Below are 25,237 nucleotides of genomic sequence, written 5' to 3'. Positions count from 1 at the left end.
GATGGAGGCCGCCATGACCGAACAACCCTTCCTCGGCCGCCGGGGATTCCTGCTGGGCGGGGCCGCCGTCGGCGCCGGCGCCCTGTTGGCCGGGTGCACGGGGAACACGCCCGCGAACTCCGAGTCGAACGCGCCGGTCGCCAACGCGGGCAACAACGCCCAGCCGGGCAAGCCGATCACCATCGGCTTCTCCGCACCGGCCGCCGACCACGGCTGGATCGCGGCGATCACCAAGAACGCCAAGGCCCAGGCGCAGAAGTTCAGCGAGGTGAAGTTCAACGCGACCGAGGGCACCAACGACGTCAACCAGCAGATCTCCCAGGTGGAGACGCTGATCAACGCGAAGGTCAACGTCCTGGTGATCCTGCCCTTCGACGGCAAGGCGCTCACCGCGGTCGGCCAGCAGGCGATGGACGCCGGCATCCCGGTGATCAACCTCGATCGCATCTTCGACACGCCGCTCGCGTATAGAACGTGGATCGGCGGGGACAACTACCGGATGGGTGTCAACGCCGGCAACTACATCGCCGCGGAGCTCAAGAAGAAGAACGTCGCGAACCCGGTCATCGGCGAGGTTGCCGGGATCGACTCGCTGCCGCTGACCCAGGAACGCAGCAAGGGCTTCAAGGACGCACTGGGCCGGGCCGGGTTCAAGGTCGGCCCGCGCGTCTCGGCGCAGTTCACGTCGGAGTCGGGCGAGCAGCAGACCGCGAACCTGCTCCAGGGCGCGCCCAAGCTGGACGCCCTGTGGAACCACGACGACGACCAGGGCATCGGCGTGAACGCCGCGATCGACACCGCGGGCCGCAAGGAGTTCATCATGGTCGGCGGCGCGGGGTCGAAGAACATGATGAACCTGATCAAGGCCGACTCATCGCCGATCAAGGCGACCGTGCTCTACAGCCCGTCGATGGCCTCGACGGCGGTCGCGCTCGCCCGGCTGCTCGGGCAGGGCAAGGGGATCGGCGACCTGGCCGAGCACGACATCCCGGCCGAGATCACCACGTATTCGGCGGTCGTGACCAAGGAGAACGTCGATCAGTACCTCGATGTCGGCTTCGACTCCTGACCCAAGTCTTCCGCAGCTCTCGTGAGTGGTAATTAGGGTTCTAACCCTAATTACCACTCACGAGAAGCCGCGGGAGACCACGAAAGCCGTTCCATGACTTCGGAGGAGGGGTATGAGCCCGGCACGGGAAACGATCGGGATCGGCATGGTGGGCCACGCGTTCATGGGTGCGGTGCATTCGCACGCCTGGCGCAGTGTCCACCGGTTCTTCGACCCACCGCTGGTGCCGCGGCTCGCCGTCCTCGGCGGCCGCGACGAGAGCCGGGCCAGGGCAGCCGCGGACAAGTTCGGCTGGGAGGACGTCGAGACCGACTGGCGGAAGCTGGTCGCCCGGGACGACGTCGGGCTGGTCGACGTCTGCACGCCGGGCGACAGCCACGCGGAGATCGCGATCGCCGCGCTGGAGGCCGGGAAGCACGTGCTGTGCGAGAAACCCCTCGCCAATTCGGTCGCCGAGGCCGCAGCGATGGCCGAGGCGGCGCGGCGGGCCCGTGAACGTGGGGTACGGGCCATGGTCGCGTTCAACTACCGCCGGGTGCCCGCGCTCGCCCACGCCCGGAAACTCGTGGCGGGCGGGGCACTCGGCGAGATCCGGCACGTGCGGTCGGTGTACCTGCAGGACTGGCTGTCCGACCCGCAGGCGCCGATGACCTGGCGGCTCCGCAAGGAGTCCGCCGGATCGGGGGCGCTGGGCGACCTGGGCGCGCACATCGTCGACGCGGCCCAGTTCGTCACCGGCGACGTGATCACCGGCGTCTCGGCGCTGACGAACACTTTCGTCACCCAGCGGCCGGCCGAGACCGGCGGGACCGACGACGTCACGGTCGACGACACCGCGTTGTTCCTGGCACGGTTGTCCGGAGGCGCGGTGGCGACCTTCGAAGCGACCCGGTTCGCGCTGGGCCGCAAGAACGCGATGCGGCTGGAGGTCAACGGGTCGAAGGCGAGCCTGGCGTTCGACTTCGAGGCGATGAACGAACTCCAGTGGTACGAGGGCACCGGGACCGAAGCGGGGTTCCGCCGGATCCTCGTCACCGAGCCGCAGCACCCCTACGTCGGCGCGTGGTGGCCGCCGGGGCACCTGCTCGGCTACGAGCACACGTTCACCCACGAAGTCGCCGACTTCCTGGATGCCATCGGCGCGGGCACGGACCCCGCGCCGAGCTTCGACGACGGCTTGCGCGTTCAGCGCGTGCTCGACGCCGTCGAAAAGAGCGCTGCCGCAGAAGCGAACTGGACATCGGTGGAGGAGCCGAAATGAGCCGTCCCGTCACATTGTTCACCGGCCAGTGGGCCGATCTGCCGTTCACCGAAGTCTGCAAGCTCGCCGGGGAGTGGGGCTACGACGGGCTGGAGATCGCCTGCTCGGGTGACCACTTCGAGGTCGACCGGGCACTGTCCGAAGAGGACTACGTGCCGGGGCGGCTGCGACTGCTCGCCGAGCACGGGCTCAAGGTCTGGGCGATCTCCAACCACCTCGTCGGGCAGGCCGTCTGCGACGACCCGATCGACCACCGGCACCAGGCGATCCTGCCGTCCCGCATCTGGGGCGACGGCGAACCCGAGGGCGTCCGGCAGCGCGCGGCGGCCGAGATGGCCGACACCGCACGGGCGGCGGCGAAGCTCGGCGTGGACACCGTCATCGGCTTCACCGGCTCCAAGACCTGGAAGTACGTGGCGATGTTCCCGCCGGTCTCGCGCGATGACATCGATGACGGCTACGCGGACTTCGCCCGCCGGTGGAACCCGATCCTCGACGTCTTCGACGAGGTCGGCGTCCGGTTCGCGCACGAAGTCCACCCGTCCGAGATCGCCTATGACTACTGGACGACCAAGCGCGCGCTGGAAGCCGTCGACCACCGGCCGGCGTTCGGGCTCAACTGGGACCCGTCGCACTTCGTGTGGCAGGACCTCGACCCGGTCGGGTTCATCCTCGACTTCGCCGACCGGATCTACCACGTCGACTGCAAGGACACCCGCAAGCGCTTCGACGGCCGCAACGGCCGGCTCGGCTCCCACCTGGCCTGGGCCGACCCGCGGCGGGGCTGGGACTTCGTGTCCGTCGGCCACGGCGACGTCCCGTGGGAGGACTGCTTCCGGGCGCTGAACTCGATCGGCTACACCGGCCCGATCTCGGTGGAGTGGGAGGACGCCGGGATGGACCGGCTCCGCGGCGCGGCGGAGGCGGTGAAGTACGTACGCGAGCACCTGTTCGACAAGCCGTCGGCGGCTTTCGACGCGGCTTTCAGCAACCAGAGATGAGGACGTTCCATGTGCGGTGACGAAGCTCAATCTCTCTCCCGGCGGACCGTGTTGGGCGTTGCCACGGCGGCGCTCGCCACGGTCGCCCTCCCCAGCGTCGCGGACGCCGCCACGGCCCGGCGCCGGATCCCGCTCGACAAGATCAGCATCCAGCTCTACTCCCTGCGGTCGCTGCTGCAGAACGACCCGGAAGGCACGCTCTCCGCGCTGGCCGACATCGGCTACCGGAAGGTCGAGCTGGCCGGGACGTACGGCCGCAGCGCGACCGAGTTCCGCGCCATCCTCGACCGCTGCCACCTCAAGGCGTCCTCGACGCACGTCGGCATCGACGGCGACCTGAACCAGACCATCGCCGACGCGAAGATCCTCGGCAACACCCGCGCCAACGTGCCGTACGCGAATTTCGCCACCATCGCGGAGTGGGAAGCCTTCGCCGGGCGGGTCAACACCGCCGCGGCCGCTTTCAAGAAGGCCGGTATCCCGCTCGGCTACCACAACCACGCCCACGAGTTCGCCCCGATCGGCGGCGTGCGGCCCTACGACGTCCTCACCGCGAAGACGGACAAGCGGACCGTCCACCTGGAGGTCGACCTGTTCTGGGCGGTGACCGGTGGCGCGGATCCGGTGCAGCTGTTCCGGCAGCACTTCCCGCGGGTGCAGCAGTACCACGTCAAGGACATGACCGCGGACGGGCAGATGACCGACCCGGGCACCGGCGTGATCGGCTTCCCGCGCATCTTCGCCGCGTCCTGCCACACCGTCGCCGAGTACATCGTCGAGCACGACCAGCCGGCCGACCCGCTGAACACGGCGAAGGTCGGGTTCGACTACCTCCGCACCGTGCGGTTCTGAGAGCCCCGGGGGAACCGGAATGCGAGTATCACGTCGGTCGATGCTGGCCGGAACCGCCGCGGGCGTGCTCGCGCCCGCGGTCGGGGTGGCCGGAACAGCGTCGGCCGCAGGCCTGACCCGCCAGATCACCATCTACGCCGAAGCCCTGCCCGGCGGCCTCTACGGCTACGGCCTCGAGCCGGGCAAGGCCACGATCCCGGGACCGCTACTGGAGATCTACGAGGGCGACACCCTCGAGATCGAATTGGTCAACCGGACCGACAAACGGCTGTCGATCCACCCGCACGGCGTCACCTACGACACCGCCTCGGACGGCGCCCCGCTCAACGCGTCCTTCAACAAGCCGGGCGAGACACGCACCTACACCTGGCGAACCCGGACCCGGTACGACGCCGGCGGCGGGTTCTGGATGCCGGGCAGCGCCGGTTACTGGCACTACCACGACCATGCCATGGGCACCGACCACGGCACCGCCGGCCTCGCGCGCGGGCTCTACGGCGGGCTGATCGTCCGCAAGCGCGGCGACCTGCTGCCCAGCAAGCAGTACACCGTCGTGTTCAACGAGATGATGATCAACCACGCGATGGCGCCCGACACGCCGATGTTCGAGGCGCGCCTCGGCGAGCGCGTCGAGTGGGTCTGCATCGGGTACGGCAGCCTGCCGCACACGTTCCACCTGCACGGGCACCGCTGGGCCGATACCCGCACCGGGATGCTCGGCAGCGCCGCTGACAACGCTGTCATCCTCGACAACAAGAACCTCGACCCCGGCAGCTCGTTCGGGTTCCAGGTGCTCGCCGGCGAAGGCGCCGGGCCGGGCGCGTGGATGTACCACTGCCACGTCCAGACCCACTCCGACGGCGGCATGGTGGGCCTCTTCCTGGTCCGCAACCCCGACGGCAGCCTGCCCGACGGCGCGCAGGACGCGATCGACCGGTTCAAGGAGCACGGCCACACCGGGCACGACATGAACCCCGATTCCCGTACGCACGCAGGAGGGGAGCTATGAAACGACGATGGTTCGGAAAACGCGCTGCGGTCGTGCTCGCCATCGGATCGGTCCTCGCGGCCGGTGCTCCGCTGATGGCGATGCCGGTGGCCCAGGCCGCACCGGCCGCGGTGAACGTGAACGTGCTCCTCTTCCACGGCGCGGCGGCCGGCCAGAAGGACCCGGTGCTCCGCGCGGCGGACGCGATCGCGCGGCTGGGCGGGGACAACGGCATCACCGTCACGGCGTCGTCGGATCCCGCGGTGTTCAGCACCGCGAACCTGGCGCGCTACCGCGGTGTCGTGTTCCTTTCCGCGCAGGGCATCACGCTCAGCCGGGACCAGGAAGGCGCGCTGCAGGCGTACATGAAGGCCGGCGGCGGGTTCCTGGGCATCTCCGACGCCGCCCGCGCGCAGGACTCGTCCCAGTGGTTCACCGGGCTGATCGGCGCTCGCCCGGTCGGGGCCCGGCCCACCCCCGAAGCGGTCGCGGTGGTGACCGCGAGCGGCGAGAACCCGCCGAACGAAACCAAGGAGAAGCTGGCCGACAACAACGAGAACACCAAGTGGCTGACGTTCGCGACGACCGGCTGGGCGGCCTACAAGATGGCGACCCCGGTCGCGGTCAGCAGCTATGCGCTGGTGTCGGCGAACGACTTCCCGGGCCGGAACCCGAAGAACTGGACCCTGCAGGGTTCCGCGGACGGCAGCACCTGGACCGACCTGGACACGCGGGCGAACGAGACGTTCACCGATCCGTTCCAGACCCGGACGTTCACCTTCGCCAACACCACGGTCTACCCGAACTACCGGCTGAACATCACCGCGAACGCCGGTGAGCCGATCATCCAGCTCGCGGACCTCAAGCTGTTCAAGGACACCTCGACGACCCCGCCGCCGCCCGAGCCGGCGCCGCAGCAGGCCGTCGTCGACGTCCTCGACGCGAAGCACCCGGCGACCGCCGGGCTGCCGCAGAACTGGACGCGCACCGACCGCTGGCTCAACTGGGAGACCAACCCGGTCGGCACCGTGCACACCGTCGCGCAGGTCGAGGAGAAGGGTTACCAGCCGGGCGTCGGCGCGAACGGCGCGTTCCACCCCATCTCGTGGTGCCGCGACTACGACGGCGGCCGCTCCTTCTACACCGGCATGGGCCGCACCGAGGGCTCCTACGGCGAAGGGCAGTTCCGTGACCACCTGCTCGGCGCCCTGCGCTGGACCACCGGCATGGTGCGCGGTGACTGCCAGGCCGGGATCGCCGCGAACTACAAGATCGAGCGGCTGACCGGGAAGAACGCGGCCGGGCAGCTCGACCAGATCGGCGAGCCGCACGGGCTGACCATCGCCCCGGACGGCAAGGTGTTCTACATCGGCAAGGCGGCCTGCCCGACCGGGCCGGTGGTCAGCTGGGACGACCCGAACGTCGGCCTCGGCTGCGGCACGATCCACCAGTGGGACCCCGCCACCAAGAAGGTCAAGCTGCTCACCACCCTGCGGGTGATGGGCAACCGCGGCAGCGGCGACGAGCTCGTCAAGAACGAAGAGGGCCTGCTCGGGCTGGTGCTGGACCCCAAATTCACCGAGAACGGCTGGTTCTACGCCTACTGGATGCCGCACGAGTCGATCGACCGCGACAAGCGGATCGGCAAGCGCACGATCTCGCGGTTCACCTACAACGCGACCGCGCAGACGATCGACCAGGCCACCCGCAAGGACCTGCTGTCCTGGGACGTGCAGATCCACAGCTGCTGCCACGCCGGCGGCGGCATGGCGTTCGACAAGGACGGCAACCTCTACGTCGGATCCGGGGACAACAACTCCTCGGGCGGCTCGAACGGCTACTCGGGCAACAACTGGACCCTCGAGTACAAGGGCCTTTCGTTCCAGGACGCGCGCCGCACCGCGGGCAACACGAACGATTTCGGCGGCAAGATCCTGCGGATCCACCCGGAGGCCAACGGGACGTACACCATCCCGCCGGGCAACCTGTTCCCGAACGGACCGGCGGACAAGACGCGCCCGGAGATCTACGTGATGGGCGTCCGCAACATTTCACGGCTGCAGATCGACCCGGTGCACAACTGGATGACCGCGGGCTGGGTCGGCCCGGACGCGCCGTCGCCGAGCCCCGAGCTCGGGCCGGCGAAGTACGAGACGGCCACGATCATCACCGAGGCGGGCAACCACGGCTGGCCGTACTGCATGGGCAACCGGCAGCCCTACCGCGACCGCAGCAGCACGAACGCCGCGGAGCTGACGGGCTGGTACGACTGCGACAACCCGGTCAACACCTCGCCGCGCAACACCGGCCTGGTGAACCTGCCGCCGATCAAGGACAACATGATCTGGTACTCGCCGGACGGCGGCGGGCCGGTCTTCCCGAAGCGGCCGGGCAGCTCCATTCCGACGTACAACGCGGCGGACGCCACCTACACCCAGCCGTACCTGCGCGGTGGCGGCCAGGCGATCATGTCCGGGCCGACGTACCACCGCTCGCTGGTCAACACCGGCAGCGGCGTCGCGTGGCCGGAGTACTGGGACAACAAGTGGTTCATCGGCGACGAGGCCAACTCGCAGAACCGGGTCGCGGTGACCGTCGACCCGGCGGGCGTGCCCACGCACCAGCCGCCGGTGTTCGCCGAGACGTTCCGGCAGATCATCCCGGGCGGGTCCGGTGACACCCGGGTGCAGAGCTGGATGGACGCCAAGTTCGGGCCGGACGGCGCACTGTACGTGCTCGACTACGGCAACGGCTTCTTCTCCCTGGACGCCAACCAGAAGCTGCTGAAGATCAGCTACACCGGCGGCGCGCCGACGCCCGCTCCGGCGGCGTCGTCGACGATGGTGCAGAACAAGGCGCTGACGGCGGCGTTCACCGGGTCGAAGTCCGGTGGCGTGTCCTACCGGTGGGAGTTCGGCGACGGCTCGGTGTCCACCCAGGCCGATCCGCGGCACACCTACCCGCGCACCGGCATCTTCACCGCCAAGCTGACCGTGACCTACGCGAACGGCGAAGCGGTGACGACCCGGACCGCGATCAACGTCGGCTGCGCGGTGGCCGACCCGAGCCCGGTGGTGACCTTGGGCGACACGCTCACGAAGGTGGTCAACCGCAACGCCGGCGGTGGCTGCACGGTCGACGACTTCCTCGACGACGAAAGCACGTGGAGCACGCACGCCGCCTTCGTCAACCACGTCGAACAGGCCACCGAAACGCTGTCGGACCTCGGGGTCCTGAACGACGCCGAGGTGGCGGAGCTGAACGCGGCCGCGGCGGCGTCGCCGATCGGGAAGCCGGGCACGACGGGCTACGAGGCGTTGTTCGACGGCACAGCCGCGTCGCTGCGCGCCTGGGAGCAGGCCCCTTCGGGACAGTTCACGCTGCAACCCGACGGGTCCATCCGGGCGTCCGGCGGGCTGGGCATGCTGTGGTACGCCCAGCGGCAGTTCGGCGACTTCTCGGTGAAGGTCCAGTTCAAGGACATCGCCCCGGATCCCGGGCGCGCCAACAGCGGCGTCTTCGTCCGGTTCCCGGACCCGCGGACACCCCTGGACCAGCGGCCGCCGGGCAGCTGCGGGACGGTCGGGTCGGCGCGGACGTCGCAGGCCTGGGTCGCGATCTACTGCGGCCACGAGATCCAGATCTACGACGGCGACACCGGCGAGCCGCAGAAGACCGGGTCGGTCTACAACTTCGACCCGCGCCCGCTCGACCAGGCGGGGGCGCGGCCGAAGGGCACGTGGAACGAGTACGAGATCAAGGTCGTCGGGCAGCACTACACGATGATCCGCAACGGCGTGGTGATCAACGAGTTCGACAACACGCCGGGCCTGCAGTCCTCGCGCGCGGGTGACCCGCCGACCGACCTGCGGCAGTTCGTCAGCGGGTTCATCGGGCTGCAGAACCACAGCGACAACGACCTGATCGAGTTCCGCAACATCCGGGTGCGGCAGCTGTAGGTCTGCCGCGGCCGCTCGTGAGTGGTAATTCGGGTTCTAACCCGAATTACCACTCACGAGGCCCCACTTCAGGAAGGGTTCCCCGCGATGTCCCCACGACTGATCGGCCTGCTGCTGACGGCTTTCCTGGCCGTGCTCGGGCTGGCGACGCCCGCGGCGGCGGCCCCGGTCCAGACGCTGACCTGGACCGGGAACAACAGCACCACCGAGTATGCCTCCGCGCCGACCGGGGCGCGGCCCGGCGAGACCACCATCGTCTTCGAGAACAGCGAAGCCACCGGCAACACGACCGGGATGTCGCACACCCTGACGTTCGACACGACGACGCCGGGCTACAACCACGACGTCTCGCTGGAACTCCTGGCCAACCCGTTCGACCCGCAGGACGGCCGCCACGAGGCCGTCGTGACGCTGACACCCGGCAAGTACCGGTACTACTGCACCATTCCCGGGCACACGGCGATGACGGGGGAGTTTGTCGTCTCCGACGGCACCGGCGACACGACCCCGCCGGTCGTGACCGCTTCCGTGACGGGGGACCGCGATCCGTCGGGCAGCTATGTCGGGTCCGCGACGGTTTCGCTGACCGCGACCGATACGGGGTCCGGTGTGGCCGCGGTCGAATACCAGCTCGACGGCGGCACCTGGACCGCTTATGCGGCGCCGGTCGTGGTGTCCGCGGCGGGCATGCACATGCTGCACTACCGGGCTCGCGACGTCGCCGGCAACGAGTCCGCGGAAGGGATGGCGCACTTCACGGTCGTCGCGCGGCCGGGGGACACGACCGCGCCCGCGGTGAGCGCGGCGATCACCGGCACGCAGGACGCGTCGGGCAACTACCTCGACGTCGCGACGGCGCGGATCACGGCCGCGGACGCGGATTCCGGCGTGGCTTCGGTGGAGTCCCAGCTGGACGGCGGGGCGTGGACCGCCTACACGGCGCCGGTGGTGGTGACCGCGGCGGGCGCGCACATGCTGCACTACCGGGCCACCGATGTCGCGGGGAACGTGTCACCGGAGGGCATGGCCCACTTCACGGTGGTCAGGAGCGACACGACGGCCCCGACCGTGTCGGCTTCGGTGGCCGGCACGCAGGACGGCGACGGCAGCTACGTCGGCAAGGCGACGGTCACGGTGACGGCGTTGGACGCGGGGTCCGGGGTCGCCACGGTGGAGTACAAAGTGGATGGTGGAGCGTGGACTGCCTACTCGGCCCCGGTTCCGGTGTCCGCGGCCGGCGCGCACACGGTGGGCTACCGCGCTCGCGACGTCGCCGGGAATGCGTCCGCGGAGGGTTCGGTGTCGTTCACCGTGGTCCCCGGCGGGGACACGACGGCACCTTCGGCCGCGCTCCAGGTCACCGGGAAGCAGGACGGCGGCTGGAACTACGTGGGCTCGGCGACCGTGACGGTGACCGCCACCGACGCGGAGTCCGGCGTGGGCTTCGTCGAGTACAAAGTGGACGCTGCGGCCTGGGCCCGGTACGCGGCGCCGGTGGTGGTGTCCGCGCTGGGGACGCACACCGTGCGGGCAAGGGCCACGGACGTCGCCGGGAACGTCTCGGCCGAGGTGGCGGGGTCGTTCACGGTGGTCGCGGCCCCACCGCCGCCGGACGCCTGCCCGGCCTCGGACACCCGGGAGACGGTGGTGATCGGCGGGATCGACAGCCAGGTCGAGAACATCGACACCGGCAACGGCTGCACGATCAACGACGTCATCGACGAGACCTCGGAGTACCCGTCCCACGACCGGTTCGTGAAGCACGTGAAGGCGGTGACCCAGGAGCTCGTGGCCAACGGCGTGCTGTCCCCGGGCGACCGCAACCGCATCGTGACGGCCGCGATCGAGTCCGGGGTCGGCGGTGGTTCGGCACCGGCGGACGGGGGAAAGCAGAAGTCCCCGGCCCGCGACTGAAAGAAGTGACCGGAGGTGGCGGCGTTCGCGGCCGGCCGGGCGGCCCTGTGCGCGGCGTCGGCCGTGGTCCGCTGACGGACTCGCCGCCGTGATCAGCCGTCCGTGAACTCGTGGGTGCCGGGCCGGGCCGTCTCCTGCCGCCCGCTCGGCAGCACGACCGTCGCGCTGGTTCCTGGCGGTACCGTCACGCGCAGGCGCAGTTCCTCCCCGTCAAGCCCGGCGCTGGCCGAGGACATCGCCCGCCTCGACGTCTACGGGCGTTCGGCGGCCTACCGCGGCCCGGTCCGGATCATCCACGGCGACAAGGACGACGTCGCGCCGCTCGAGTACGCCCGCCGGTACCTCGAGCACTACGACGGCAACGCGGAGCTGGAGGTGGTGCCGGGCGCGGATCACGCGTGGGCGACCGTGCCGCACCGCACCCGGCTGCACCAGTCCACATTGGACTTCTTTCGGCGTGAGCTGGCCTGAGGTTCAGGCGGATTTTCAGCCGGACGCCGTCATCGACGGCGCCGGCTGGAAGCCGTTCCCCCTTCAAGGCGGCCATGATGTTGCGCGCGTAGTGTTCGGCGTCGACGTCGAAGTCGCGGACCACCGTCGTGAGCGGTGGCTGCGCCACGGCCGCGCCGGGCACGTCGTCGACTCCGACGACCGCCAGGTCCCGCGGGCAGTTCCGGCCCAGCCGCGCCGCCCCGGCCAGCACGGCCATCGCGATTTCGTCGTTGAACGCGCAGATCCCGGTCACCGGCGGGTCGGCGGCCAGCCAGCCCTGCACGGCTTCGGCGGCCGCGGCCGGGTCGAGCGGCACGGTCCGGACGTCCGGCGCGGGCAGACCCAGCTCGGCGCACACCTCGCGGACGCCCTCCAGCCGGGGGTCGGCGAAGACACCCACCCGCTCGTCGTCGGGGTAGGCGTAGCCCAGCCGCTCGTGGGTCCGCGCGAGGTGCCGGGCCTGCGCGGCACCGAGGGGGTGCTCCGGCGTGGTGATCTCCCGCCACCGCTTGCGCGCCGAGGCGTGCATCGCGACGATCACCCGGACCCCGGCGGCCTGCATCGCCGCGGCATCGGCGTCGGAGAACTCGTCGAGCGCCAGGACGGCGGCGGGGGTGATGGCCTTCCACACCTCGCTCAGCGGCTGGGTCGCCGGAGCGGCCGGGTGCACCACGAAGGTGAGCTTGTGCCGGGCGAAGGCCGTGGTCATGGCCTGGATCAGTCGCCCGACGGCGTGCCCGAGCGGCCAGTCGGGCAGCAGGGCGAGCACGACTTCGGACCGCCCGCTGCGCAGCGCCCGAGCGGCGGCCGACGGCGCGTACCCGAGCGACGCGGCCGCATCCAGCACCCGGCGGCGGGTGCTGTCCGGAATGGACTGGTTCGGGGTGTCGTTCAGGACGTAGCTGACCGTGGAACGGGAAACCCCGGCCGTGCGCGCGACGTCGGCGCTCGTGACCCCGCTTGTCGGTCCGCGCCACCTGTCCTCCTGCTCTGTGCGTCGCCCTCGATCTAACTGGCACGTGTCAGTGCGCGCAGCCGGACTTTACGGTTTTCCGCAATGCGAAGGCGGGGCCGGCGTAACGTCGACCCGGGACGACCGCCGAATCGTCCACACAGGACGGTACACCCCGATCGTGCTGTCGTCAGACCTCCGAGGCCGACGAGTGCTCGGCCGCGAACCGGGCCAGTTCGGCGCGGTCGCGGACCGAGGTCTTCATCAGCAGGGCCGCCACGTGCTTCTCCACCGTGCGCGGCGAGATGTGCAGCCGAGCCGCCAGCGCCTTGTTGCTGAGCCGGAACGCCAGCAGCTCGAAGACCTCGTACTCGCGCAGGGTGACGCCGATCGCGCGCAGGCTTTCGGGCACCCGCTCGGTGCCCGTGCGGCGCTGCTGCACCGATGCTCCGGCCCGGCGCAGCAGTGCGCGGCACGCGCTGGCCACCGGGATCACGTCCGCGGCGTGGAAGTGGCTTTCGGCTTCGCGGAGCCATTCCGCGGGCTCGCCCCAGCCGTCGTCGACGGCGGGCTCGGCGGTCAGGCGCAGGCCCAGTGGGCGGGCGACGCCGAACGGGGCGGCCGCCTGCGCCGCGCGCCTCATCGCCGTGGCGGCGGCCTCGTGCGCGTGGTCGCGGCCGTGCAGCACCGCCTCGGCCAGCAGCACGAACTGCCGGTTCCAGCGCATTCCGCCGGTGGCGCCGGCGGCGACGCGCCGGTGGTCGTCCCAGGCCGCGTCGCCGGCGATGACGTCGAGCAGCAGCTTCAGGCCGTGGGTGCCGGCGAGGTGGAACGTGCTCTGCTGCCGCGCCTGGTCGGCGGCGAGGGTGTCCAGCTCGGCGCGTGCGGTCTCGCGGTCCTCCTCCAGCAGCGAGCAGAAGACCTGCGCCAGGCCGCGCGCGAGCGGCGCCTCGGGGCCGGCGTCGCCGCCGCCGCGCCGGAAGTCGCCGAGCGCGGTTTCCATCGCCCGGCGGTCGCCGCGGTGGCCCGCCAGCACCGCCTGCGCCATCTGGACGTACCGGCTGACCGCGTACAGCTTGATCCGCGACGCCTCCGCGTAGCACGCGTCGAGCCGCTGCCCGGCCTCGGCGAACCGGCCGCACAGCACGGAATGCAGGCCCAGCACGGCGTCCGCGTTGTAGGCCAGGCTGATCCCGCCGGTGCGCAGGGACTCGGCGCGTGCGGTCTCCAGTCCCGAGGGGTCCGCCTCGGCCAGCCAGGCGTTGCCGCCGAGGCCGACCAGCGCGTAGTTGCGCCAGTTCGTCAGGCGGTGTTCGGCGGCGCTGTCGAGCATCCGCCGGAAGCACTCGTCGGATTCGGCCATGTCCCGCTCGCGCACCACGAACCCGACCGCGTAGAGCGCCTGGCACGCCGTCGACGGCGAGCCGATCCGTTCGGCCCCGGCGACCGCGCGGCGGCCGAGCTCCTCGCTGCGGCGCACCCGGTCGAGGGCCGGGCCGGACATCGACAGGTACGCGTCCACGGCGTCGACCGCCACGGACTCCTCGTCGAGTCCCGACCCGGGCAGCAGCGCCCGGGCGGCGGCGACCTGCTCGAAGCCCTCCGCCCAGCGGCCGGCGACCTGGGCCGCCCACGCCAGGCGGACGTGCACGCGGATCTGGCGCGGGTGATCGCGGCCGTCGGCGGGCCGCAGCGTGCGCGCCACCTTCACCGCCCGGTCGAACTGCCCCGCTTCCGCCAGCGCGAACAGCAGCAGCTCCAGCAGGTCCCGGTAGCGGCCGGCCTGTTCGCCACCGCGATCGGCGTCGTCGCCGAGCAGGTTCACCGCGTGCTCCAGCACGGCGATCGCCGACCCCGGCGCGCCCTCGCCCAGCGCGCGCTGGGCGGCCTCGCGGTAGAGGTCGGCGGCGGCCCAGCGATCCCCGGCGCCCAGCCGCAGCGACGCGGCGAGGCTGCACAGCTCGCCCGGCAGATCGGGGTGCAGCTCCACCACGGCGTCGGCCGCCTTGGCCGACAGCGCCACCCGTTCGGCCGGGTTGAGCAGGGTGAGCAGCGCTTCGGCGGTGAGCGGGTGCCGGAAGGCGTACCAGTCTTCGCCGCGCTCGTCGGCGATCAGCAGCTGGGCGGCGACGGCGGACTGCAGGTGGCCGAACAGGCTGTGGTCGTCCAGCTCGCTCACCCGCTGCACCACCGACAGCGGGAACCGGCGGCCGAGCACCGCGGCGATGGCCAGCAGCTGCTTGCCGCGTTCGCCGAGGCGGTCGGCGCGGCGGGTGATGATCGTGACGAGCGTCGAGGGCACGGCGCTGCGGCCGTGGCCGGTGAACCGCCAGCCCGCCGCGCCGTTCACCAGCTCGCCCGCCGCCACCATGCTGTGCAGCAGTTCCTCGACGACCAGTGGGTTGCCCGCGCTGTCGGCGAACAGGCGCTCGGCCACGTCGGCGGACACCTGGCCCGGCTCGGCGCCGAGCGACGACGCCACGACGTCCCGCACTTCGGCGGGCCCGAGGCTGTCCAGCGGCATGAGGAAACCCTCGCCGCGCCGGGCGACGGCGTGGGCCGCCTCCAGCGCGGGCGAGGGTTCGGCGCGCAGGGTGGCCAGCACGACCACCGGCTGCGTGCGGACGTTGGCGGCCAGGTACTCCACCACGGCGAGGGTTTCCACGTCGGCGTCCTGGAGGTCGTCGACGACGAACAGACAGCCGCGGCCCGCCCCGGCCAGCCCGGTGAGCCGCAGCGTCGCCTCGGCGAGCACCACCAGCGAGGAGTCGCCGGCGGCGTCGGTGCCGGCGGCCCAGTCCGGGATCAGCCTGCCCAGCACCGACCGGTACGGCCCGAGCTGTTCGACCAGTTCGCGGCCGCCGGTGCGGGCAAGGGACAGCAGTGCTTCGGTGAGGGCCCGGAACGGCACGGCGGGCCCGGTGGTGCTGCCGCGTCCCCGCAGCACCACCAATCCCGCGTCCAGGGCGTGGCCGACCGCTTCGGCGGCGAGCCGGGTCTTGCCGATACCGGGTTCCCCCGTGACGAAAACGGCCGATCCCGAAGAGCGGCGAGCGTCGTGCAACACCCGCCCGATCTCTTCGATCTCCGTTCCTCGGCCGACGAGAGCGGGGGCACGGGTGCGCATGCGCCAACCTTAGAGACCGGACTCACGGATTCGGTGGTATTCCGGTGGAGATTCCACTGTTCGGACGGCAAGATTGGGGTTGTTGTCACGCTTTGTGCCGTTGTGAGCACGTCACGCGTGCGTGTGGTTGCTCACCACGGTGCTGATGTCCATCGTGACGACCGCGACACTGGCCACACCGAGGGTCAGCCCGGCGAGAATCCCCGCCCGGACACCGATCTTCGTTCTGGTACCCGGGGTGGCGTCACCGAGCGGGCTGTCCGCCTCGGAGCCGGCGGGGGTCGTGTCGAATTCGGCGGCGTTGGTGTCGTTGCGCATCTTCACTCCTGTGATGAGGTGTGTTTCGCGGAAATTACTGAGGGCGGTTCGAAGGCTCCAAGAGGAGAACCGACGGAACCTGTTCGGCAAAACCGACCCGCAACAACCCGAAACCGATACCCCCGGTTCCGGTCAGCAGACCGGGACTTGCTACTCCGTGCGGAGTACCGCACTGGAGCCCGTGCCCTTCCACTGCGCCCACGAGGCGCGAGGTCGCCCTCCGCAACGCGGAGACCGACGGTTCGTGGCCCTGTCCGGCCAGCACCACGAGTGCTTCCAGGGTGCCGAGCTCGCCGTGGCAGAGCGATTGGTCGGTCGACGGCGGCCGGGCGGCCACCGCGGCCGAGAACGCGTCCGCCACCCGCGCGGCGGTGCCGGGCCGCGGCCCGGCGGGTCCGGCGGCGGCCGTGGCGAGCACCCGGCCGGCCAGGCCCGAGCACCAGCCCAGGTCGCCGGTCACCGGTTCCGCCGCGATCCGGCCGGCCCGGCCGAGTGCCCAGTCGACGCCCGCCGAGCCCCAGAGGAAGCCGGAAGCGGCGGGACGCGGGGCGCCGGCGAGCCGCCGGGAGAGCGTGGCGGCCAGCGCGGCCGCTTCGGGCAGCCCGCTTTCCGCGTGCACGGCTTGCATCGCCGCGAGGGCGCCCGCGGTGCCTTCGCCGACACCCACGGGCGCGGCCGCGTCGGCGGCGGCGGTCGCGGAGATCGCGGCGGGCAGGCACGCGGCGAGCGTGCGGTCGCCGAGGAGGGAGGCCAGGCGGGCCAGGGCGTAGCAGATCCCGCCGAGGCCGAAGAAGCCGCCGGACCCGACTTCGCGCGCCAGCTCGGGGTGGTCGGCGAGGACCTCGACGAGCACCGGCAGCGTGCGCACGGCCTTCGCGGCGAGCTCGGAGTACCGGGAGGTGCCGGTCAGCACGCCCAGCTGGGCGAGGAACAGGGCGGTGCCGCAGTAGCCCTCGGCGAGGCCGGCGCCCATCGGCAGCACCAGCCAGTGGCGTCCGTCCAGGAGTTCGAGGCCGACCCAGTTGGCTCGCACGTCGTCGTGGGCGGCGCGGGCGACGAGGTCGTCGCCGATCGCGGAGGCCAGCGCGAGCAGGTGCTGGCTGTCGGGCACGACGGCGGCGACCGCACCGGGCAGCGGTGCGCCCGCGCCGTGGCGGACCTCCGGGCGGCGGGTGGCGAGCGTGGCTTCCACGAACCACTCCTGCTCGCCCAGGTCCTCCGCGCTCAGCTGCGCGATCTTCGCGCGGGCCTGGTCGAGACCACTCGCGGCCAGCAGGCCGGGGAGCACCACGCCGGTGCCGGTGGTGACGTCGACCGACCCGGCCGCGGCGGTGAACACGGGCACGTCGCCGTCGCACAGCTCGGTGATCTCGTGCGGCACGAGCGCGGGCAGGTGGGCCTTGCCGTGGTCCTCGCCGAGCGAGGCGAACGCCTCGGGCCGGGCGGTGCCCGCGGCGAGGTGCGCCGGGTGCGTCGAGTCGGTCAGCAGCGTGACGTAGACCTGTGTCGGCCGCATCACCAGGCGGATCTCCTCGCCGGCGAACGCCGCCAGCACACCGCCGGGCGCGAGCAGTTCGGCACGCCGGTCGACCAGGGACTCGTAGGCGGCGCGGAAGCCGCTCAGCAGGCTCTGGCGGTACATCCCGGCGTCGACCTCGGCCCCGGCGAGCACCGGGCGGTTCGCGCCGCCGGCGTAGGGGAGCGGCCCGCGGGCCAGGCGCATGTCGTCGGTCCCGGCGCCGGTCCAGTGCGGCACCTCCCCGGGGGTCTGCTCGCCGTTGCCGCCGCCGAAGGCCGACACGTCGAGCGCGCCGTGCTCGCCGAGCATCAGCGTGGGCAGCAGCGCGGTGCGCGCCACCGAGCGGTGCAGCGCGGCGGCGGCCGGGTCGGGCCCGTTGCGGGTCAGCGCGGTGAAGGCGGGGTGGAACAGCGTCTCGACGTCCACGAGCATCGGCTGGTCGCCGCAGGCGATCAGGTTCTCGCAGTGCATGTCGGTGGCGTCGAGCGCGTAGAGCAGGGCCAGCAGGGCGCCTTGGCGGCGGTAGAACAGTTCGACGCCGGCCTGGTCGGCGCACGGCCGGGCGGGCACGTACTCGGCCCAGCCGTAGCCGTCGCGGGCCAGCACGCCCACCGGGCGCGGCGCGAGCCCGGGCCGTTCCTCGGCGAACCACCCCAGCAGCGCACTCCACCGGGCGAGCAGCCCGAGCGGCCGCGGCTTGTAGACGAGCTGCCGCCCGTCGGCGAAGTCGAGCACGGCCACCGCCCGCCCGCCGGAGTGCACGTCGCCCGCACCCAGCGTCAGCTCGCTCAGCTCGGCGGCGCTCCCCGCGAGCAGCCCGGCGCGCAGGGCGGCCCGGTCGGCGGCGAACCGGGCGAGCAGTTCGGCGACGGCGTCGACGGTGCGCAGGCAGGTCTGGGCGAGCAGCCGGGCCAGCACGGGGTGGCGGCCCAGCACCTCGGTGAGGTGACCGCGGCTGCCGAGCAGGCGGAGGAAGTCGACGAAGCGGTCCCGTCCGGTGGCGCCGCGCAGCAGGCCGGCCTTCTTCGCGGAGTGCAGCTCGAGCACGAAGGTGCGGGCCGCCAGGGCGGTGAGCTGCCCGCAGAGCCAGGTTTCGACACCGGACCACACGCGGTCCGCGGCGGGCGCACGCTCGATCAGCAGGTCCCGGGCGGCGGTCACGAACGGAAGGACGGCGTGCCGGAAGACCCGGTCGCCCTCGGCATCGACGGGAGCGGGCCAGTCGCCCTCGGCGGGCAGCGAAGCGAGCACCTCGTCGGCGAGCAGCGCCCAGGCGGGCCGGTCGCTGCCGCCCTCGCCGGGAAGGCGAGCGGCGGTCCACCAGGCCGGTGCCTCGTGGGGGGCCTGCTCGGGGCGCTCTACTGTCTGGCTCACGCCGAAGAGATTCGCACTCAGGGAGATGCGCGTACATGGGTACTCGCTACCCAGATTGGGTCCCCTGCTCCGGGTGGCGGAAGGGCTACCGCCTCCCTGCGGTCATCGGCGCACCGAGTTCGCGCAGGTCACGCCGGTGCACCTGCCGGACCGGCGTCTTGAATGACTCATTCAGGACCTCCCAGGTCCTGAATGAGTCATTCAAGACGTTTGCCGGCCGGCCGGGGGCTGAGGTGCGAAGTTCCCGGCCCGCCGCTCGTGGTCACGGCGGCCCCGCCGTCACCGGCGTGTCGAGCTCGGACAGCGCACGCCGGCGCACCGTCCTCACCGGCACCGTCGTCGCCAGCGCCGCCACGTGGCCGCCCAGCACCGGCAGCGATCGCAAATGCACCGGCTCCCGCGGCCAGCCCGCTACCTCCGAACACGCCAACCGCCCCCGCACGTCCACCCGGGCCGGGGCCGCGGCCAGCCCCAGCCCCGTCAGCTTCATCGCCGCCTCCTTGCGCGTCCACGCCGTCAACAGCCGGCCGGCCCGCTCCGCCGGGTCCGCCGCCGAAAACTCCCGATGCTCCGCGGCCGACAAGACCACGCCGGCCAACCCGGCGGGGTCGGCCGCCGAGGCCAGGTCCTCGATGTCCGCCCCGATCAGGCCCGCCTCCGCGACCGCCAGCAGCAGCCGGCGCGAAGTGTGGGACACCGAAAACTCGGGTGCCCCGGCCAGCCGGGGACGGCCGTGGCCGGCATCGCCGCAATGCGTGCACGACCGATCGATCACCACGTCCGCAGGCGGGACACCGACCGCGGAAGCGCCCCAAAGGCGTTGCAGCGCACGGGAAGTCACGAACACGTCCCCCGCCGGGGTCGCGGCCAGCCGGGCCCACCGAGCGCGCTCGGCGTCGTCGAGCAGGGGCAGCCACTCCGGCCGGGGACGGACCGGCACCAGCCAGACGTCGACGTGCCCCGGACCGGAGGGCACGTCCCAGGCGAGCCCGGCCGCCGGGCCGCGCGCGCCGGTCATGGCGCTTGCGGCAGCAGCAGGGCCGCCCGCGGTGCGGGCAGCTCGTCCGATGGTGAGCCCAGCTCCGTCAGCAGGTGCGCGACCGCCGCGGCGAGCTGGTCGTCCTCGCCCGGCAGCAGCCGGTCGGGGGCCGGGACCACCGCCAGGTCGGGCTCCACGCCGTGGTTCTCCAGCGAACCGCCCGCGTCGCCGAACCGGTAGCGGAACTCCGGCTGCGTGGTGACGGTGCCGTCCACCAGCCGGTGCCGCGGCCAGGTCGCGATCACCCCGCCCCAGCTGCGCCTGCCGATCAGCGGGCCCAGCCCGAGCGCGCGGAAGACGTGGGCGAAGATCTCGCCGTCGGACCCGGTGTGCTCGTTGAGCAGCGTCGCCATCGGGCCGCGCGGCGACTCCGTCGGGTACGGCGCCATGCCGCTCCACCGCCCGTGCTCGGTGCCGGTGCGGCGGCGGGCGAGCCGGTCGAGCAGCAGCGGCGACACGTGGCCGCCCGTGTTGAACCGGACGTCCACGATCAGGCCGTCGCGGTCGAGCTCGGTCAGGAACCCGCGGACGAAGTCGGCGTACCCGGCGCGCGTCATGTCGGGCACGTGCAGGTACCCCAGCCGCTCGCCCGACACCGTCCGCACGTACGCGCGGTTGCCCTCGGTCCAGTCCAGGTACCGCGCCCGCGCTTCGCCGGCGCACGCCCGGACGACCACGCGGTGCTCGGCGCCGCCCCGGCGCACGGTCAGCTCGACCTCGCGGTCGGCTTGCCCGACCAGGAGCTCGCCGGGACCCGGCGGGCCGACCCGGCGGCCGTTGACCGCGACCACGGCGTCGCCGGCGCGGATGTCCGCGCCGAGCCGGGCGCACGGCGAACCGGCCTTCGGGTTCCACGCGTCGCCGCGCAGGATGCGCGCGATCCGCCACTGCGAGCCGTCGGGTGTGGTGTCCCAGTCGACGCCGAGGAAGCCCTGCGCTTCGTCCGGTCCGGCGCGGTACTCGCCGCCGCGCTCGAAGGCGTGCGACGTGCCGAGCTCGCCGTGCAGCTCCCAGATCAGGTCCGACAGCTCCGCGCGGCACGACACCAGCTCCGCGAGCGGCGCGTACCGGTCGTACACCGCGTCCCAGTCGAGGCCGGACATCCGCGCGTCCCAATAACCTTCGCGCTGCAGCCGCCACGCCTCGCGGAACATCTGCCGCCACTCCGCCGACGGGTCGAACGGGACCTTGACGCGCCCGAGGTCGACCCAGCCGGTGGCCGGGCCCGGCTCCTCGCCGTCGGGCGGGTCGCCGGCGGCGTCGGCGCGCAGCACCCGCAACCGGCTGTCGGTGCGGTGCAGCACCACGTCACCCCGGACGTCCAGCTCGTCGACCGCGCCGAGGCAGCCGGCGGTGACGCGGCCGGTGCCGAGCTCCACCAGCGAGACCGTGCCGTCGCCGCCGGAGTCCGGGTGCGCCGGGTCGGGTGCGGCGAGCGGCACCGACAGCAGCAGCACCCGGCCGGGCAGCGCCGCGATGTCGCTGTAGCGGCCTTCGGGCACCGGGAACGCCGCCACCCGCCGGGAAATCCCGTCGAGGTCGACCGTCACCCGGCCGTCGCCGCGCGGGGTGGGCCGCGCCTGCCCGGGCACCGCGGCCCGGGTCTCGAACGGCGAGGGGTCGCCCGCCCGCAGCGTGATCAGGTACGGCCGCGAGCCGAACGGGAACCCGACTTCGAACTGCACCTGGTCCAGCTCGGGGGTGAGGTCGCGCTGGCCGAGGAAGTACAGGTACCGCCCGGACGGGTCGAACGCCGGGCGCGCGTCCCGCACCACCGGCTCGGTGACCCGGTGGGTGCGCCCGGACGCGGTGTCGGCGAGCTTGATCGACGACGTGCGCGGCGACTCCGGGAACGTGTAGGCCAGCCACCGGCCGTCCGGTGACCACGCGAGGTCCTCGATGCGCTCGTGCCGGCTCGCGTCGAGCAGCCGGGGGCGGGGCAGCACGTCGGCGGTGTCCACGATCCACACGCGCTGGCGGCTGGTCGCGAAGGCGACGAGCCCGGACGCGGGGGAGGCGGTCAGCTCGGTGATGTGCCCGACGCCGCCGGCGACGAGCACCGGGGCGTCCTCGCCGCCCTCGGCGTCCATCAGCACGATCCGCTCGTCCGGGCTCTCGTCGGCGGCCACGGCGACCAGCTGCCGTCCGCCGGCCAGCCAGCGCAGCAGCCGGTAGCGCACGCCGTCGGCGCTGCCGTGGCCGCGGACCGGCCCCGACCAGTGCTCGAAGGTGAACGCCTTGCCGCGGGCGGTCACCGCGAGCCGGGTGCCGTCGGGGGACAGGCGCGCGCCGTCGAGGTACTCGCCGGCGGGGGCGAACCGGCGGCCGCGCTGCGGTGCCGCGCCGCCCAGGTCCACCTCCACCGGCCGGGTGCCCTGGACGTCGAGCAGGTACAGCCGGGCGCCCGCGGTGTAGACCAGGCGGGTGCCGTCGGTGGTGAGCCCGCGCGCGTAGTGGTCGTGGTGGTCGGTGTGGCAGCGCAGGTCGGTGCCGTCGGGCCGGCACGAGTAGACGTTGCCGATGCCCTCGTGGTCGCTGATGAAGTGCACGCGGCCGCCGGCCCAGCAGGGGTCGGCGACGTTCCCGGGCAGCGCGACGAGCCGCGTGAACGGCCCGGCCTCGTCCTCGGCGTACCACAGCTCACCGGTGCCGCCGCCGCGGTAACGCTTCCACCGCGCGGGATCCGCGGTGTTGCGGCCGACCACGACCCCACCGTCGCCGAAGGCGATCGTGTCGGCCGGGCCGAGCCGCAGCGGCCGCGCCGGACCACCGGACGAGGCCACCGAGAACAGCCGGGCCCCGAAGCCGGACGGCTGCTCGGCATCGGTCGCGTAGAGCACTTCGCCGGTGTGCGGGTGCCAGCCGACGGTGAGGCAGCGGCCGGCCTGGTGGGTCAGCCGCCGGGGCCGGCCGCCTTCGGCCGGCATGACGTACACCTCGGCCGGGCCGTCGTAGGTGCCGACGAACGCGATTTCCGTGCCGTCCGGGGAGATCCGCGGCCGCCGGGCCTCGCCGGGGCCCGCGGTCAGGCGGTGTGCCCGGCCGCCCTCGGCGGGGACGGACCACAGGTCGTCCTCGCACGCGAAGTAGAGGGTGCCGCCGGAGACCGCGGGGGTGCGCAGGTACCCGGCCCGCCCGGTCACGACCGGGCCTCGATGCGCTCGCGGATCCGCTCGGCCAGCTCCCGGCGGCGTTCGCCGGCGGACTCCTGGTGCTTCCGGATGTCCTCGTCGGACAGGGTCCAGTAGCACGCCGTCCGCCACTGCCCGACGGTGTAGGAATCGCGCTCGCAGCGGACCTGGTGCTGGGCTTCGAGGGCTTCGGCGGAGAGGAACATGGTGTTGTGCGTGAGGACCTGGTTGACGATCACGCGCATGTTGAGCTCGTCGCGCAGGTGCTTGTGCACCGCGTAGACGGCGAACGCGCCGAGTCCGCGGTCGCGCGGCAGCACGCCGAAGGACAGCTCGCAGCGCTGTGCGCGCCAGTCGATCGAGGTGATCCACGCGAACCCGAGCACGCGGTCGTTCGGGCCGCACACGGTGAAGATCCGCTTGGTGCGCTGCTCTTCGGTGATGGTGCGGTGCTGGCGGGCCGTCAGGCCGTCGTCTCCCGCGCCGACGGCGAAGTCGGTGAGGTTGGCGGTGAAATGCGCCTCGCGCAGCAGTTCCGTGCGCAGCGGGACGTCCTCTTCGGTGAAGTGCCGGACGGTCACGATCGGCATGGCTCCTCCTTCACCAGGACCAGCACGTCGTGGAACGCGTGGCCGGCGTAGTGGTGGCCGGGCAGCACGCCGCTGTGGGCGAACCCGGCCCCGAGGAACGCGGCGGCCCCGTTCTCGGGGACCAGCGCGACGAACGACGTCCGCCGCTGGTAGGTGGTGAGGTGGCCGAGCAGCGCGCGCACCGGCTCCGGGCCGGCGGACGTGCTCGAGACGTAGGCCTGGCGCGGCTGCGCCCGGTTCGGCACGCAGCCGACCAGCGCGCCGCCCGCGGCGTACACCTGGGCTTCGCGGCGGGTGAGCTCACGCACGAGCAGGGCGTCGTTCTGGGTCACCGGGTCGGTGCCGAGGAACCCGCGCGCGGCGTCACCTGCGCGGCGCAGCCCCCGCACGGCCTCGGCGGGTGAAAGCGGCCTCAGGTCAGTCATGGCGGATCGTCCCCCAGATCTCCCGTGCGGCGGGTGCGCCGTCGAACCAGGTGGCGGCCGGGACGACCGCCTCGCGCCGGAACCCGGCCGCGGCCAGCGCCGCCGAGCCGGGCCGGGCGGCCGGGGTGACCCAGCCGTGCAGGCGCCGCAGGTTCAGGCCGGTGAACCCGTGCTCGACGGCGGCGGTCAGCAATTCGTCCACATTAGACTGTCCGGTGTGGACGCCGAGCTCGACGCGGGCCCGCCGGTGCACCCAGTCGATGGCCGTGTAGCGGACGAAGGCGCCGTCGGTGACGCACAGCTCCTCGTCGTCCCCGGTGGGCGGGGGCACCTCGGTCGGGCCGGCGAGCGCGGGCCAGTCGTCGAGGGGCAGCCCGAGCAGTTCGCCGGCGAGCCACGGCCCGCTCAGCAGCTCGCGGTCGGTGCCGCGGTATCCGCGCAGTTTCATGACTCCGCCCAGACCTGGGAGAAGAAGACCGTGCCGCGGCGACGGCCTTCGTGGGTGGTCACGCCGGCGAGCGTGCCCTCTTCGGTGAGCCCGGCTTCGCGGGCGAAGGCGAGGCCGGTGGGGTCGAACTCGGGGAACCGGACCGACAGCCGCACCAGCTCGTGGCGCCATCGCAGCGCCCGCACGATCTCGCGGTACGCGTCGCACCACCAGTGGGCCGGGGTGCCGGAGCGCAGGCGCAGGTGCAGGACGTAGTGGCAGCCGTGTTCGCTGCCTTCGTTCTCCAGCGCGTAGAGGCCGATGGGCTCGCCGTCGGCGTGGAGCACGCGCGTGTCGTCGCCGAGGAGCCGGTCGATGTCCCACTCCGGCCGCGTGTCGGGCCGATCGGTGCGGAAGAAGAAACCGGGGTCGGTGAACAGGGCGAGCACTTCCGCCCGGTCGGCGTCCGCACAAGCGCGGGCCGACCAGCGCGGCAGCACCCGGTCCGCCGGTGCTGCGGCGGGCGGCGCGGCGGGCGCGATCGAGGTCATGGCCCCTCCCGGGCTGGTGGCTGGCTGGCGGGGTTCGGTGCGGCCGGGCTCGCGAGGCCGCGCCGCGGCGTCCTGAATGACTCATTCAGGACGTGGGAGGTCCTGAATGAGTCATTCAAGACGTCCGGGGTGGGCGGAGGGAGCCGCGGGAGGGGCACTTTCACGTGAAAGTGCCGCTCCCGCGGTGGCCACAAGACCGGCACTTTCACGTGAAAGTGCCGGGTTCGGCGGGACGGCGGCGCGGGTGC

At 72.5% G+C, this 25,237-nt stretch carries 18 protein-coding genes and 1 pseudogene; 7 read left to right on the top strand and 12 right to left on the bottom strand.

The window, feature by feature from the left end; genetic code table 11:
- Positions 1–13: 13 nt before the first annotated feature.
- The 7 genes from ACLJQF_RS03315 to ACLJQF_RS03285 all read left to right on the top strand — a co-directional run bounded on the left by ACLJQF_RS03315 (position 14) and on the right by ACLJQF_RS03285 (position 11,044).
- Positions 14–1,069, top strand: a complete 1,056-nt coding sequence (locus ACLJQF_RS03315; protein WP_410606696.1) for a substrate-binding domain-containing protein — start codon at positions 14–16, stop codon at positions 1,067–1,069.
- 112 nt (positions 1,070–1,181) lie between these two features.
- Positions 1,182–2,330: a Gfo/Idh/MocA family protein gene (locus ACLJQF_RS03310; protein WP_410606695.1), complete on the top strand. Its 1,149-nt coding sequence runs from the start codon at positions 1,182–1,184 to the stop codon at positions 2,328–2,330.
- Complete coding sequence (locus tag ACLJQF_RS03305) at positions 2,327–3,331, top strand: sugar phosphate isomerase/epimerase family protein (RefSeq protein WP_410606694.1); 1,005 nt, start codon at positions 2,327–2,329, stop codon at positions 3,329–3,331. The genes ACLJQF_RS03310 and ACLJQF_RS03305 overlap by 4 nt, the downstream gene beginning before the upstream one ends.
- 9 nt (positions 3,332–3,340) lie before the next feature.
- Complete coding sequence (locus ACLJQF_RS03300; protein ID WP_410606693.1) at positions 3,341–4,183, top strand: sugar phosphate isomerase/epimerase family protein; 843 nt, start codon at positions 3,341–3,343, stop codon at positions 4,181–4,183.
- 40 nt (positions 4,184–4,223) lie between these two features.
- Positions 4,224–5,192 (top strand): multicopper oxidase domain-containing protein, encoded by a 969-nt coding sequence (locus tag ACLJQF_RS03295; RefSeq protein ID WP_410606692.1) that lies wholly within the window; start codon positions 4,224–4,226, stop codon positions 5,190–5,192.
- A 74-nt stretch (positions 5,193–5,266) separates the two neighbouring features.
- Entirely contained in the window at positions 5,267–9,130 is a 3,864-nt protein-coding gene (locus ACLJQF_RS03290) for a ThuA domain-containing protein (protein WP_410606823.1), read from the top strand.
- Between the two features lie 87 nt (positions 9,131–9,217).
- The gene (locus ACLJQF_RS03285) at positions 9,218–11,044 is read left to right on the top strand and encodes an OmpL47-type beta-barrel domain-containing protein (protein WP_410606691.1); all 1,827 of its coding nucleotides are present in this window, start codon (positions 9,218–9,220) and stop codon (positions 11,042–11,044) included.
- Positions 11,045–11,136: 92 nt separating this feature from the next.
- On the opposite strand, the gene ACLJQF_RS03280 is transcribed toward ACLJQF_RS03285, so the two are convergent.
- The 12 genes and pseudogenes from ACLJQF_RS03280 to ACLJQF_RS03225 form a co-directional block, all read right to left on the bottom strand.
- Positions 11,137–11,280 (bottom strand): alpha-L-rhamnosidase C-terminal domain-containing protein, encoded by a 144-nt coding sequence (locus ACLJQF_RS03280; protein ID WP_410606690.1) that lies wholly within the window; start codon positions 11,278–11,280, stop codon positions 11,137–11,139.
- Positions 11,281–11,333: 53 nt separating this feature from the next.
- Complete coding sequence (locus ACLJQF_RS03275; protein ID WP_410606822.1) at positions 11,334–12,245, bottom strand: substrate-binding domain-containing protein; 912 nt, start codon at positions 12,243–12,245, stop codon at positions 11,334–11,336.
- Between the two features lie 111 nt (positions 12,246–12,356).
- Positions 12,357–12,467 (bottom strand): annotated as a pseudogene (locus ACLJQF_RS03270) (LacI family DNA-binding transcriptional regulator); the annotation flags it as partial.
- Positions 12,468–12,678: 211 nt separating this feature from the next.
- Positions 12,679–15,615: an ATP-binding protein gene (locus tag ACLJQF_RS03265; protein ID WP_410606689.1), complete on the bottom strand. Its 2,937-nt coding sequence runs from the start codon at positions 15,613–15,615 to the stop codon at positions 12,679–12,681.
- Between the two features lie 111 nt (positions 15,616–15,726).
- Positions 15,727–15,933: a hypothetical protein gene (locus ACLJQF_RS03260; protein ID WP_410606688.1), complete on the bottom strand. Its 207-nt coding sequence runs from the start codon at positions 15,931–15,933 to the stop codon at positions 15,727–15,729.
- Between the two features lie 34 nt (positions 15,934–15,967).
- The gene (locus ACLJQF_RS03255; protein ID WP_410606687.1) at positions 15,968–18,826 is read right to left on the bottom strand and encodes a type 2 lanthipeptide synthetase LanM family protein; all 2,859 of its coding nucleotides are present in this window, start codon (positions 18,824–18,826) and stop codon (positions 15,968–15,970) included.
- Between the two features lie 262 nt (positions 18,827–19,088).
- Positions 19,089–19,844 carry a 4'-phosphopantetheinyl transferase family protein gene (locus ACLJQF_RS03250; protein WP_410606686.1) on the bottom strand — a complete coding sequence of 252 codons (756 nt, stop codon included), beginning with the start codon at positions 19,842–19,844 and terminating at the stop codon, positions 19,089–19,091.
- Positions 19,841–23,008 (bottom strand): S41 family peptidase, encoded by a 3,168-nt coding sequence (locus tag ACLJQF_RS03245; RefSeq protein ID WP_410606685.1) that lies wholly within the window; start codon positions 23,006–23,008, stop codon positions 19,841–19,843. The genes ACLJQF_RS03250 and ACLJQF_RS03245 overlap by 4 nt, the downstream gene beginning before the upstream one ends.
- Positions 23,005–23,586, bottom strand: a complete 582-nt coding sequence (locus tag ACLJQF_RS03240; RefSeq protein WP_410606684.1) for a GNAT family N-acetyltransferase — start codon at positions 23,584–23,586, stop codon at positions 23,005–23,007. The genes ACLJQF_RS03245 and ACLJQF_RS03240 overlap by 4 nt, the downstream gene beginning before the upstream one ends.
- Positions 23,574–24,011 (bottom strand): hypothetical protein, encoded by a 438-nt coding sequence (locus tag ACLJQF_RS03235; RefSeq protein WP_410606683.1) that lies wholly within the window; start codon positions 24,009–24,011, stop codon positions 23,574–23,576. The genes ACLJQF_RS03240 and ACLJQF_RS03235 overlap by 13 nt, the downstream gene beginning before the upstream one ends.
- Complete coding sequence (locus ACLJQF_RS03230; RefSeq protein ID WP_410606682.1) at positions 24,004–24,459, bottom strand: GNAT family N-acetyltransferase; 456 nt, start codon at positions 24,457–24,459, stop codon at positions 24,004–24,006. Before ACLJQF_RS03230 ends, ACLJQF_RS03235 begins: the two co-directional genes overlap by 8 nt.
- Positions 24,456–24,989 carry a hypothetical protein gene (locus ACLJQF_RS03225; protein WP_410606681.1) on the bottom strand — a complete coding sequence of 178 codons (534 nt, stop codon included), beginning with the start codon at positions 24,987–24,989 and terminating at the stop codon, positions 24,456–24,458. The genes ACLJQF_RS03230 and ACLJQF_RS03225 overlap by 4 nt, the downstream gene beginning before the upstream one ends.
- Between the last annotated feature and the right edge of the window lie 248 nt (positions 24,990–25,237).

Origin of the sequence: Amycolatopsis sp. lyj-109, from assembly GCF_046548995.1 — a bacterium.
Taxonomy (GTDB): Bacteria; Actinomycetota; Actinomycetes; order Mycobacteriales; family Pseudonocardiaceae; genus Amycolatopsis.
Note: the sequence above shows the minus strand (reverse complement) of the source record. Positions and strands in the feature narration are given on the sequence as shown.